The following is a 12,788-nucleotide window of genomic DNA, read 5'->3' as shown; positions in this document are numbered from 1 at the left end:
GTTTATTGCCCGCCTTGCGCTTCAATCAACGCGGCGAGCATCTCATACTCTTCCGGTAGCAAGTCAGTCAGCGGCGTGCGCACTGGACCTGCATCATGACCAACGATCTTGGCACCCGCCTTAACGATGCTCACGCCATAACCGGCGCAGCGGTTACGGATGGCCAGGTACGGCAGGAAGAACTCGTCAATGATCTTGCCAACGGTCGCGTGATCGTCACGTGCCATTGCGTTGTAGAAGGTCATCGCAGTTTTCGGGATGAAGTTGAATACAGCCGAGGAGTAAACCGGAACGCCCAAGGCTTTATAAGCAGCGGCATAGACTTCAGCTGTCTGCAGGCCGCCGAGGTAGCTGAGGCGATTGCCGAGGCGGCGACGAATGGAAACCATCAGTTCAATTTCACCGATACCGTCTTTAAAGCCGATCAGGTTCGGGCAACGCTCAGCAACTTGTTCCAGCAGCTCTGCAGTCAGGCGGCAAACGCTGCGGTTGTAAACGACCACACCGATCTTCACCGATTTACACACGGCTTCCAGGTGCAGGGCGACGCCTTCCTGGCTGGCTTCGGTCAAGTAATGCGGCAGCAGCAACAGGCCTTTAGCGCCCAGACGCTCAGCTTCCTGCGCCATCTCAATAGCCTGACGTGTCGGACCACCCACACCGGCCAAAATCGGCACACCGCCAACGCAGGTGTCGACTGCAGTTTTGATTACGGACGAATACTCTTTATTGGTCAGGGAGAAAAGCTCACCCGTACCACCGGCGGCAAACAATGCCGAAGCGCCAAACGGGCTCAACCACTCTAGGCGGCGAGCATAATTATCTGCGCGAAAATCACCGGCAGCATCAAAATCGGTCACTGGGAAAGACAGCAAACCGGAAGAGAGGATGGACTTCAGTTCTTGTGGATTCATTATGCGAACACCCTTTAGAGCGAGTTGTGAGAAATAGCGTAGCCGAAGCTGCAGAGATACGTTATCGTACAACTACAGTAAAAACTACCTCTATTTCTTTAGAAATGCATATTCATGAACAACACGTCTCGCTCGTATTGAAACCTTTCACCCACAACCTCGGCAGAGTACAGAGTGGTGCTAGCAGGCCGCCAGCGGTTGATACTTTTTCAAGCACTCAGACCTACCGCATCCTGTAAATGGCCTAATCTAGGGGGTTTTTCACCAATTTCGGCACGATTTTTACGCCTTTCGGCGTTTTTTAAGCGTATCTCGCCTATACATGCGAGCCACCCAATCGGATCAGTTTGGAGACCGAGAAGCCCAGCGACAACTGCGCACTGCCTGCACGGCTAATTTCAGCGTTGACAAACAGCGTAAAAAATACACATAATCCAGAAAAGTCGTACGACAACGTATGACAAGACAATAACAAGCTGATTGTAGACATGCTATGACTCCGACCTCGACGGTTCACACAGCGTTGCGTCATCCAGTCCTGCCCCGTATACCGCAGCGGTTTAGCCCAGACCGCATGCTGCATGCAATCACCCCAGTCATCCATGGCGTTACTCATCCGCTTTCCATTTCCCTGCATGCATGCACCCAGCGCAGCTTACAGACTTCGCTCAGTACACTTGACCGTGCCGCCCACGGCATTCACTTCAGACACGCTAACGCCAGCCTACTTTCACCAGCAGGCGGCAACAGCCGCTGCATCATGAAGAGAGCGAGACAGTCATGGTTGATCTGACGCACACAACAGCACCGGTAGTAATGGATATGCAGGTGATCCCGGTGGCCGGTCGCGACAGCATGCTGCTCAACCTGTGCGGTGCCCACGCGCCCTACTTCACCCGCAACCTGGTGCTACTTAAAGACAGTGCCGGTCGCACCGGCTGTGGCGAGGTGCCGGGCGGCGAAGGTATTCGCCAGACTCTGGAGCGCTACCGCGACTTGGTGATCGGCCAACCGGTCGGCCGCTACAATCGCATCCTCAATAGCCTGCGCCAGGCCATCGCCGGGCGCGACAACGGCCCGCAGGCCACCCAGCATCAGGTCACCTCGAAGTCCGAAGAGCGCTTACTGAAGCAGCCCCACGAGATTAACCTGCGCTTGGACAATGTGATTACCGCAGTCGAAGCGGCCCTGCTCGATCTGCTCGGCCAGCACCTCGACGTGCCAGTGGCCGAACTGCTCGGCAGCGGCCAGCAGCGTGACAGCGTGCCCATGCTGGCTTACCTCTTCTATATAGGAGAGCGCCAGCGTACCAACCTGCCCTACCTGACAGGCCAAGGCCCAAGCGACAACTGGTACCACCTGCGCCACCAGGCTGCGATGACGCCGGCGGACATCGCTCGTCTGGCCGAAGCCGCACACGCCCGCTACGGCTTCACCGACTTCAAACTCAAGGGCGGCGTGATGCAGGGTGCCGAGGAGATGGACGCGATCCGCGCGATCAAGGCTAGCTTTCCAGACGCCCGTGTAACCCTCGACCCCAACGGCGCTTGGTCGCTAGCTGAAGCCGTGAGCCTGTGCAAAGGCCAAGGCCACCTACTGGCCTACGCCGAAGACCCTTGCGGCCCGGAGAATGGGTATTCCGGGCGCGAGATAATGGCTGAGTTCAAACGCGCCACCGGCATCCCCACCGCCACCAACATGGTCGCCACCAACGGACGGCAGATGGGCCACGCGCTGCGCCTGGAGGCGGTGAATATCCCGCTGGCCGATCCGCACTTCTGGACCATGCAGGGTGCCGTACGCCTCGGCCAGATGTGCCAAGAGTTCGGTCTGACCTGGGGCTCGCACTCCAATAACCATTTCGATATTTCCCTAGCCATGTTCATCCATGCCGCCGCTGCCGTGCCAGGGCGTATCACCGCCATCGACACCCACTGGATCTGGCAGGAAGGCGAAGAGCGTCTGACCCGCAAACCACTACAAATCGTCGGCGGTCAAGTGCAGGTACCGAACAAACCCGGCCTCGGTATCGAGCCAGACATGGCCCAGATCATGGCCGCCCACGAACTCTACAAATCAGTAGCCAGCGGCGCGCGTGACGACGCCATGGCCATGCAGTACCTGGTTCCGGGTTGGCAGTATGACCCGAAACGTCCCAGCCTCGGCCGCACCGCCTGATTCACGCAGCCGCCTTCCATCTACGGAGCATCCAATGAAAAAAACAATCCGCACCTCCTTCCTCGCAGCCCTGGTCGGCATGGGCGCTATTGCCTCCCAATCGACCGCCTTCGCCGCCGACGCGGCCAACTGGCCTAACCGCCCGATCCAGGTCGTAGTCATCGCCAACCCAGGCGGCGACACTGACTTCAACGCCCGCATGATGGCCAAGTACTTCCACGAGATTACCGGCAAGACCATGGTCGTAACCAACGTCGCCGGCGGCGGTGGCACTCTGGCAGCCGAGCACGTAAAAGGCTCTGCCGCAGACGGCAACACCATCCTCTTCACCCACCCAGGCCAGTTGATCGTCAACGAAGTGGCCGGTTTGACCGAAGACAGCTATGAAGCCTTCGACGTGGCCTGCATCGCCGGTGTCGACAAGAGCGCAATCTTCGCATCCTCCAAAGAGTCCGGCATCACCAGCATGAAAGAGCTGGTCGAGAAGGCCAAAGCCAATCCGGACAGCATCACTTATGGCACCGAAATGGGCAGTTTTTCCCATATTCAGGGTCTGATGCTGGAAAACCTTACCGACACCAAACTGAAGATGGTCGACGGCGGCACCGTATCTGACCGCGTAGTGGGCATGCTCGGCGGTCGTCTCGACCTGGGCGCCATCAGCTACGGTTCCCTGCAAGACTACATCAACGGTGGCCAGATGTTCGCTCTGGGCCAGCCCAATGATGAGCGCAATGCATTGCTGGGCGACATTCCGACCCTTCAGGAGCAGGGCATCGATATCACCCTCGACAAGCCTTACGTGGTAGCTTTCCCGAAAGATACTGACCCGGCCATCGTCAAGAAAATGGCCGACATCATGAAAGAAATCACCGAGAAGCCGCAATACGCTGAAGACCTGAAGAAATTCATGCAGCCAGTGGCCTACTTCAACACCGAAGAATCGAGAGCGATTCTGGCCAAGACCCGTGAAGACTTCATGCAGTTCAAGGATGCTCTGCGCCAAGGTAAGTGAGTCATGACACAGCGCCGGCTGAGAGCCGGCGCTATGCTTTCGCTCTTCGAGGTTTCACATGAGCACCACTCTGAACAAAAAAGAGCTGATTATCGGCCTCGCCATGATCGGTTCCAGCCTCGCCTATATGGTGATGGCTTACCAACTCCCTGGTCGCGGCGGCGTCGACGCCGGCACGGTTCCCGCTCTGCTGGCGGGCTTGCTGACACTGCTGGGCGTAATGCAACTTCTCAGTGCTTTCGCCAGCAAGGCTCCGGCCAACACCGAAGCCGCCATACCGATGTCCAGCGACTTGCCTGAAGTCCCGAAAGAAGAAGCTGCATCTAATGCCATAGAACCCAGGACCGTGATCCTGACCCTAGTTTTGATCCTCGGCTACATGGCACTGCTCAGGCCGTTGGGCTTTCCGATCATGACAGTGATTTACCTGTACTTACAGTTCCTGGTCCTGACCCCGGTGAAGCAAAAGGCCAACCACCTGACCTACCTGGTGATCTCGGTGATCTGCTCGGCCGTCATCTTCCTGCTGTTCCGCGAGGCCTTCGATCTGTTGCTCCCCGCAGGCCTGCTGAACAACGTTATCTGAGGATAGACCATGCTCGACTTATTGCAGCACGGCTTCGGTGCCGTCTTTTCAATCAACATCCTATTGCTGATAACCATCGGCGTGGCCGCGGGTATCGTCTTCGGTGCCGTACCTGGCCTGTCCGCCACCATGGCGGTTGCCCTGTGTCTCCCGCTGACCTTCACCATGGGCCCGCAAGCCGGCCTGTCGCTACTGGTAGCACTGTTCATCGGCGCCACCTCCGGAGGCCTGATCTCGGCGATCCTGCTGAAAATCCCCGGAACCCCCTCATCAATCGCTACGGTGTTCGATGGCGGCCCGCTGATGGAACAAGGCCGCGGCGCCAAGGCACTAGGTGTCGGCATCGTGTTTTCCTTCCTCGGCACCCTGTTCAGTATCGCAGCACTGGTGTTCATCGCTCCCCAGTTGGCCAAGGTGGCCCTCAGCTTCGGGCCGCATGAATACTTCGCCATCGCCGTGTTCTCCCTGACCCTGATCGCCACCCTGTCGGCGGGCTCCATGGTCAAAGGGCTGTTCGCCGGCGCGCTGGGCTTTGCCGTTTCTACCGTGGGTATCGCCCCAGTAGAAGCCATCCGCCGCTTCACTTTCGGCGTCAGCGAGCTCAATGGTGGTTTCTCCATGCTCACGGTGATGATCGGCATGTTCGCTGTTGCCGAGATCATCAAACTCGCCGAAACCGGCCGCCACGCGGTACAGGGCAAGACCAAGTCGGTGAGCATGAAGAACATCAAGGGCTTCGGTTTCTCGCTCAAGGAATTCCGTGAGCAACTGCCCAACGCTGGCCGCTCCGGCCTGATCGGCTTGAGCATCGGTATCCTGCCAGGCATCGGTGCAGGCACCTCGAACCTGGTGGCCTACATCATCGCCAAGAAGCGCGCCAAGGACGGTCACACCTATGGTAAGGGCAACATCGGTGGCGTGGTCGCCAGTGAAACCGCCAACAACGCCGGTATCGGTGGCGCTCTGATGCCCCTGATGACCCTAGGTATTCCGGGTGACACCGTCACCGCGATCATGCTCGGCGGCTTCCTGATCCACGGCATCCAGCCTGGTCCACTGCTGTTCATCAGCCAGGGCCCACTGGTTTACACCATCTTCGCCGCCCTGATTGTCGCCACCTTCATAGTGCTGTTCATGGAGTTCTACGGCCTGCGCCTATTCGTCAAGCTGCTCGACGTGCCCAAGCACATCCTCCTACCGATCATCCTGGTGCTCTGCGTAGTCGGTGCCTTTGGCCTGTCCAGCCGCCTGTTCGACGTCTGGTCGATCCTGCTGTTCGGTGTGCTCGGTTATGGCTTCGTCAAGGCCGGCATGCCGGCGGCGCCGTTCATCATCGGCTTCATTCTCGGGCCGATGGCAGAAACCAACCTGCGTCGTGGCCTGATGTTATCGGATGACAACTTCATGGACTTCTTCACAAACCCCATCTCCGGCAGCTTCCTAGGCATCGCCCTGGTGTTCATCCTGTGGCAGGTGTACAGCTCCATGAGACCGAAGCAGAGTGCGATTAACGAAATTCTCCGCACCTGATCCCACCACTGTGCAACCGGAACATGGATAACATCTTAAACCGAGGAGATGGGTTACAGTTCTCTCCCCGCATGCCAGTGGCATGCGGGCTCCAATCGTGTGGTTATAAGGCTGATGTGACCAAGTAGATGGAAGCTGTATCGCACCTCCACTCGGTCACCTTCCACCTCTCGCAGGCCCACAGGATGTCTGGCTAACAGCTCACTGATGTATATCAAGCCACCCTTCCACTTGATCTCACCATTCTGGCGAACATTGCGTACCTGCTGACCAGTGTCATAGTTGATCGGTCGCAACACGGGTGAGTAACCCCTCAGCGAGGGTCGGTAGACACTGGCGGGTGTCTACCTGGCCAAGGCTTCGTGGCTGCGCTGCGTATTGAACTCATCACAGAAGCTGCTGCCTCGCAGCTTGTCACCATTCGCCCGATTCAATGAACCGTGCATGCGCGCACAGCGAGCTGTATCTGGTGTGCCGCGACGACAACCCGGCATTCGTCGGAGTGCGCGGCGCCATCCGTCAGGCCGCCGGCGAGATGGGTTAACCGCGCTGACCCACCTCAGCCTGCTGCACCGTCCAGCCGGCCACCTGCTCGCTCAGGCTTAACCCCAACCCCGGACGGGTTGGCACCAGCATGCGTCCATCACGAATTTCCAAACGCTCCTCGAACAGCGGCTCCAGCCACTCGAAGTGCTCGACCCACGGCTCTAGCGTATGGGTCGCGGCCAAGTGCACATGCAGCTCCATGGCGAAGTGCGGCGCCAGGCTAATACCGGCCTGCTCGGCCAAGGTTTGCACGCGCAGGTAAGGCGTGATGCCGCCAACTCGCGGCGCATCCGGCATCAAAAAGTCAGCGGCGCGCTGACGAATAAACTCCCAATGTTCGGCCGGACTGGTGAGCATCTCGCCAGTGGCAATTGGCGTGTCGAACTGACGCACCAGCTCGGCGTGACCTTCGGCGTCATAGCAATCCAACGGCTCTTCGATCCAGATCAGATTATAGGCATCCAGGCTCCGACACATGCGTCGCGCGGTGGGGCGATCCCATTGCTGGTTGGCATCAACCATCAGCGGGAAGGTATCGCCCAGGTGCTGACGTACGCTGCTCACCCGATGCAGGTCGAGAGCATAATTCGGCTGGCCGACTTTGAGTTTGATCCCACCGATGCACTTCTCGCGGGAGCTATCGGTATTTTTCAGCAATTGATCCAGTGGGGTATGCAGGAAACCGCCAGAAGTGTTGTAACAGCGCACCGAATCACGCTGAGCACCGAGCAAACGTGCCAACGACAAGCCGGAGCGACGTGCCTTGAGGTCCCACAGCGCCACATCGAATGCGCCAATAGCCTGGGTCGCTAAACCGCTACGGCCGACGGAGGCGCCTGCCCAGCAAAGCCTGTCCCAGAGCTTGGCAATGTCGCTGGGGTTCTCGCCGAGCAGGTTCGGTGCCACTTCCACGGCGTGGGCGAATTGCCCCGCACCGCCGGCACGTTTGGAGTAGCTGAAGCCGAGGCCCCGATGACCGTCACGGGTTTCTATTTCGACAATCAGAATGGCAATTTCGGTCATTGGCTTCTGCCGGCCAGTTAGCACCTTAGCATCGCTAATGGGGTTGGCCAGCGGTAACGCCAGCGAGCGCAAATGCACCCAAGTAATACGGTCTTCGTCAGCACGGATAGGGGTAGACGTAGCGTTCATACAGTCTCCTAGTAGTAGCAACCAGTCGACCCCGTTCGACAAACCATTTACTCTGTAGTTATGGTCCGCCCTAGGTCGCCAAAAATATGCACAGCCCGAATCATCCTATGATGATTGCGCAATCATTCAAGCCTCGGCGCACCAGCTTTTCGGCGTTTCCTGGGCGTGGAGACCGCGCACTGGGATTCTGCTTCAGCCGATTCGTGTGCCTGGCGCAAGCGTTCACGGCTGCTGGTCAGGTGCAGCCGCATGGCGGCGCGAGCCTCATCAGGGTCTTGGCGAGCGATAGCTTCAAATATTTGCTCATGTTCACGGCGCAAACGAGCCAGATAATGCTGCTGATCATCATCAGCGATGTGCGCCGAGTTCAAACGGGTTCGCGGAATAATGCTGGTGCCAAGATGGCTCATGATGTCGGTGAAATACCGGTTGCCAGTGGACTCGGCAATCATCAGGTGGAACTGAAAATCCGACGCCACTGCATCGCCCGACAGCGAGGCACTGTCACCAAGCGTATCAAGCGCCGCTCGCATGGCCGCTAGCTGCTCGGAACTGCGGCGCTGCGCAGCCAACCCTGCCGACTCCACCTCCAAGCTGATACGCAGTTCAATAATCGCTAACACATCGCGCAGCGTAACAATGGTTGCTGGGTCAATACGAAAACCACTGGGGCTGGGAACATCCAGCACAAAGGTACCGATGCCATGGCGGGTTTCTACCAGACCGGAAGCCTGCAAGCGGGACAAAGCTTCACGTACCACCGTGCGACTGACACCTTGCACCTCCATGATTGCCGATTCGGTGGGCAATTTATCGCCACGTTTGATTATTCCATCACGGATCTGCTGCGAAAGCTCAGTAACCAGCTCCTGAGCCAGGCTGCGATGCTTGCGGCGGGCTCGTGGTTGAACGTTCTGGGTATCCATATCGGCGACTTTCCTCGACTAGCTGCTAAGCAACCATGATAGCTTACCAAGTTGTACGATGACATACAGCTACACAAAAAGCATACCCTTTTGCAGGCGCAAAAATGTCACGCCATATCCTGCTCTGTGCCTACGCCGCGGTCCTGACCATCAACATTGCCGAATGGCAACGACCTGATGGCCCTCGCGGACCAGGCGACAAGGCGGACGTCGACATTGAAATTGAATCGCAGCTACGGCCAGAGCTTCTTTCACTGTTCGACTGTGATTTCTGGGGAGAAGAGACCGGATTCAAGGTAAGCATCCGATAAATACCGTCTTAACGAACGGATCGCCATTCTCGTTCGGGTCTACAGCTTCACATTCCAAGGCAGCAATTCGTCGATCCGACTCACCAGATGGTCTGCAATGACCGAGAGGACGTGCGTGAGGTACGCCTCGGGATTGAGATCGTTCAGTTTTGCCGCCCCTAGCAGGCTGTACATCGTGGCTGCGCGTTCGGCGCCAGCATCGGGAACGCATGTTGGAACGTTCTTCGCCCCGTTCCTGCCGCAGTGCAGGCTGCTGGTTCGGACGCTGGAACATAGGAGCCCAGCCATGTGTTAGCTGCGCCACACGGCATCTGTGATAAACTGCGTCGGCGGCCACAAGCCTAACCCCGAGTCTCGAACACTCCCCATGGAGCCTCTACCTGGAGCCCTGAACCCTGATGTCTGACAGCACGCCAAACAACGTTGCCAGTGGTGAAAAATTCCGCAATGCCCAAGGTATTGCTGCCATCAAGGACGGCCAGAAGCGCCGCTCTAACGCCGAACCTCAGATATTTGAACCCAAGCCCAAGTGGCTGCGCGTCAAAGCACCTGCTGGTGATCGCTTCGAGGCGGTCAAGCGCAACGTCTCCGAACACCGGCTGAGCACTGTCTGTCAGGAATCACACTGCCCGAACATGGGTGAATGCTGGTCCAACGGCACCGCGACCATCATGCTGATGGGCTCGGTCTGCACCCGCGCCTGCCGCTTCTGCGCAGTGGATACCGGCAACCCCAACGGCTGGCTGGATCATGAGGAACCGGAAAACACGGCGAAGTCAGTCGAGCTCATGGCACTGCGTTACATCGTGCTCACCTCGGTTGACCGCGACGATCTGTCCGACGGCGGCGCCGCTCACTACGCTGCTTGTGTGCGCGCCATCAAGCAGCGCACTCCCCAGGTGGTGGTGGAAGCCCTCACCCCGGATTTCGATGCGGACCTGACGGCGGTTGAGCTGGTTGTTGACTCCGGCTTGCAAGTCTTCGCGCAGAACGTCGAGACCGTCGAACGTCTGACCCATGAAGTGCGCGACCCGCGTGCCGGTTATGGCAAGACACTGAAAGTACTGGAACATGCAAAACGCCACCGTCCTGATGTACTGACTAAAACCAGTCTGATGGTTGGGTTGGGCGAAACCGATGAAGAGATACTGCAGACCTTTGACGAACTGCGCGCCATCGGCGTGGACATCGTCACTCTCGGCCAGTATCTGCAACCCACCCGCAATCACCTGCCAGTGAAGCGCTGGGTCACTCCGGAAGAGTTCAACAACTATCGGGAAATCGGCTTGGCAAAAGGCTTCATGGAAGTGGCCTCCGGCCCGCTGGTTCGCTCCAGCTACCGTGCCGACCGCGTGTTCGAGAAGAATAATCTGGGACTGGCAGCACCCGCTCCGGTACCGGGCCAGGCAGTCAATGACAGCCTGATTCCGACCCTGAGCATCAGGTAATTAGCGCAGGCTGGCCCGGACGCAGAGCGTCCACAGTGCGGTTCCCACGCAGAGCATGGGAACCATCTATAGTGATCGTTCGGTATAGCCCAGCCGCTGGCGCAGTGTCTGTTCAAGACGCTGCGCCACGTTCTCGATGGTGATCGGCTGCGAGACCAGGCCGCTGAGCTGAACCATTCTCAGACCACTGTAGCCACAGGGATTGATGCGCTGAAACGGCTGCATATCCATATCCACATTCAGCGCCAGGCCGTGAAACGAGCAACCACGGCGCACGCGCAAGCCCAGCGAGGCTATCTTCGCACCGTCCACATACACGCCGGGCGCATCCGCTTTCGGCGCAGCTGTCACGCCATAGCTTGCCAACACATCAACCAGACTCTGCTCCATGACAGTGACCAGCTCCCGAACGCCCAACCCCAGACGACGCAGATCCAGCATCAGATAACCAACCAGCTGGCCGGGACCGTGATAGGTCACCTGCCCACCACGCTCGGCCTGCACCACAGGAATATCGCCCGGCGCCAGTAGATGCTCAGCCTTGCCAGCCTGCCCCTGGGTGAACACTGGCGGGTGTTGTAACAGCCAGATCTCATCAGGCGTGTCGGCATCCCGCTCAGCGGTCAGCGTGCGCATGGCGTCCAGTGTCGGCTGATACTCGACCAACCCCAGCTGCCTGACAATCAGTTCCGGCATCACAGCACCATGTGCACGTGACCAGTAGCCTTGAGGTCGTCATGCAACTGTTTCAGCTGCTCCTCACCAGTGGCATTCATGATCAGACGCAGGGACTGGAAACGCCCATTCTTGCTGTCCTGGACCACCAGCTTATCGGCGTCCAGAGCGGCATCATGCAGCCGGACCACGGCCAATACCTGCTCGACAATGCCGTCACCGGTACTGCAGATGATCTTGATCGGATACTGACAGGGAAATTCGATTTTGGGCATCTCGGGTGTCTTGTCGCTCATGCTGGTTGCCTCCGTCTCAGTTGAACAGCCCGTAGAAGAACAGCCGAATGCTGTCCCACAGACGACCGAACAGACCGGCCTGCTCGACGTCCGCCAAGGCCACCAGCGGCGCAGTGTGAACGACTTCTTCGCCCAGCTTGACTTCCACCTGACCCAGAACGTCGCCGGCGGTGATGGGCGCCTTGATGACTGAATTCAGTGTGACACCGGCTTCCAGCTTGTCGGCCTGGCCTTTAGGCAAGGTCAACACCAGTCCTTCTGCCAAACCAGCTTCCACCTGGTCGTCCTGTCCGGCCCAGACACGTGCCGAGGATACTACCTGGCCCGGCTGGTAGAAGGTGCGGGTCTCGAAGAAACGGAAGCCCCAGGTCAGCAGCTTCTGCGTTTCGGAGGCGCGCGCCTGCTCGCTGGCGGTACCCATGACCACAGTGATCAAGCGCATATTGTCACGCTCGGCCGAGGCCACCAGACAGTAACCGGCTTCGTCGGTATGTCCGGTCTTCAGACCGTCCACCGACTTGTCGCGCCACAGCATGAGGTTGCGGTTGGGCTGGCGAATATCGTTCCAGACGTATTCCTTTTCCTTGTACAGCTTATAGTGCTCCGGATCATCATTGATGATCGCCTTGGCCATGATGGCCATGTCCCTGGCGCTGGACAGATGGCCCTCGGCAGGCAGCCCGGACGCATTCTCGAAGTGGCTGTTGACCATACCCAGACGCTTGGCATGGCTGTTCATCAAGTTGGCAAAGGATTCTTCGCTACCGGCAATGTGCTCGGCCATGGCAACACTGGCATCGTTACCCGACTGGATGATGATACCGCGCAGCAGATCGATCACCGGCACTTGGTTGCCCACCTCGATGAACATCTTCGAGCCACCCATGCGCCAGGCTTTCTCACTGACCAGTACCAGATCTTCTTCCTTCAGCTGCCCGCCCAGTATCTCCATGCTGGCAATGTAGCTGGTCATCATCTTGGTCAGGCTGGCGGGTGGCAACGGCTCGTCAGCATTATGCTCGACCAGCACCTTGCCGCTGTTCGCATCAATCAGCAGGTAGCTGGACGCGGCCAATGTGGGCGCTGGCGGCATCAAGGGCGCGCTGGCCTGAGGTTGCGGTTGGGGCTGCGGCGTCTGAGCCATGGCCAAGGGAGCAAACAGCGCAGCGCTGGAAATAAGCAGGGTGTGAATCAGGTTTCTAAACATGGTG

11 protein-coding genes and 2 pseudogenes are annotated in these 12,788 nt (G+C 58.3%); 6 read left to right on the top strand and 7 right to left on the bottom strand.

What is annotated here, in order from left to right; translation table 11 throughout:
- Positions 1-2 precede the first annotated feature (2 nt).
- Positions 3-914 carry a 5-dehydro-4-deoxyglucarate dehydratase gene (kdgD, locus tag INT39_RS05640; protein ID WP_193072684.1) on the bottom strand — a complete coding sequence of 304 codons (912 nt, stop codon included), beginning with the start codon at positions 912-914 and terminating at the stop codon, positions 3-5.
- A gap of 780 nt (positions 915-1,694) precedes the next feature.
- Between kdgD and INT39_RS05635 the strand changes: the two genes are divergently transcribed.
- The 4 genes from INT39_RS05635 to INT39_RS05620 are packed head-to-tail and all read left to right on the top strand — an operon-like array spanning position 1,695 to position 6,223.
- Positions 1,695-3,092, top strand: coding sequence for a glucarate dehydratase family protein (locus INT39_RS05635; protein ID WP_226944572.1), 1,398 nt, complete (start codon positions 1,695-1,697; stop codon positions 3,090-3,092).
- A gap of 34 nt (positions 3,093-3,126) precedes the next feature.
- A complete protein-coding gene (locus INT39_RS05630; RefSeq protein WP_193072682.1) occupies positions 3,127-4,107 on the top strand; it encodes a tripartite tricarboxylate transporter substrate binding protein in 981 nt (326 codons plus the stop codon).
- A gap of 58 nt (positions 4,108-4,165) precedes the next feature.
- Positions 4,166-4,693, top strand: a complete 528-nt coding sequence (locus INT39_RS05625) for a tripartite tricarboxylate transporter TctB family protein (RefSeq protein WP_193072680.1) — start codon at positions 4,166-4,168, stop codon at positions 4,691-4,693.
- Positions 4,694-4,702: 9 nt separating this feature from the next.
- A complete protein-coding gene (locus INT39_RS05620; RefSeq protein ID WP_193072679.1) occupies positions 4,703-6,223 on the top strand; it encodes a tripartite tricarboxylate transporter permease in 1,521 nt (506 codons plus the stop codon).
- A 540-nt stretch (positions 6,224-6,763) separates the two neighbouring features.
- On the opposite strand, the gene INT39_RS05610 is transcribed toward INT39_RS05620, so the two are convergent.
- Both INT39_RS05610 and INT39_RS05605 read right to left on the bottom strand, forming a co-directional pair.
- On the bottom strand, positions 6,764-7,921 hold the full coding sequence (locus tag INT39_RS05610; protein ID WP_193072677.1) for an L-talarate/galactarate dehydratase: 1,158 nt from the start codon (positions 7,919-7,921) through the stop codon (positions 6,764-6,766).
- A 122-nt stretch (positions 7,922-8,043) separates the two neighbouring features.
- Entirely contained in the window at positions 8,044-8,847 is an 804-nt protein-coding gene (locus INT39_RS05605) for a FadR/GntR family transcriptional regulator (RefSeq protein WP_193072675.1), read from the bottom strand.
- A gap of 104 nt (positions 8,848-8,951) precedes the next feature.
- On the opposite strand from INT39_RS05605, the pseudogene INT39_RS05600 reads away from it, so the two are divergent.
- Positions 8,952-9,137, top strand: a pseudogene (locus tag INT39_RS05600) (hypothetical protein); the annotation flags it as partial.
- Positions 9,138-9,197: 60 nt separating this feature from the next.
- Here INT39_RS05600 and INT39_RS05595 read toward each other — a convergent pair.
- Positions 9,198-9,389: pseudogene (locus INT39_RS05595) on the bottom strand (transposase domain-containing protein); the annotation flags it as partial.
- Between the two features lie 167 nt (positions 9,390-9,556).
- Between INT39_RS05595 and lipA the strand changes: the two are divergent.
- Positions 9,557-10,606, top strand: coding sequence for a lipoyl synthase (lipA, locus tag INT39_RS05590; protein WP_193072674.1), 1,050 nt, complete (start codon positions 9,557-9,559; stop codon positions 10,604-10,606).
- 66 nt (positions 10,607-10,672) lie between these two features.
- Here lipA and lipB read toward each other — a convergent pair whose 3' ends face one another.
- From lipB to INT39_RS05575, 3 genes are read right to left on the bottom strand one after another with little or no spacing between them, the layout of a single operon-like run.
- Positions 10,673-11,302, bottom strand: coding sequence for a lipoyl(octanoyl) transferase LipB (gene lipB, locus INT39_RS05585; protein WP_193072672.1), 630 nt, complete (start codon positions 11,300-11,302; stop codon positions 10,673-10,675).
- Positions 11,302-11,577, bottom strand: a complete 276-nt coding sequence (locus INT39_RS05580; protein WP_193072670.1) for a YbeD family protein — start codon at positions 11,575-11,577, stop codon at positions 11,302-11,304. The genes lipB and INT39_RS05580 overlap by 1 nt, the downstream gene beginning before the upstream one ends.
- 16 nt (positions 11,578-11,593) lie before the next feature.
- On the bottom strand, positions 11,594-12,721 hold the full coding sequence (locus INT39_RS05575) for a D-alanyl-D-alanine carboxypeptidase family protein (RefSeq protein WP_193073039.1): 1,128 nt from the start codon (positions 12,719-12,721) through the stop codon (positions 11,594-11,596).
- Positions 12,722-12,788: the final 67 nt, after the last annotated feature.

Source organism: Pseudomonas sp. FME51 (genome assembly GCF_014897305.1).
This window is presented reverse-complemented; position numbering and strand designations above follow the sequence as displayed.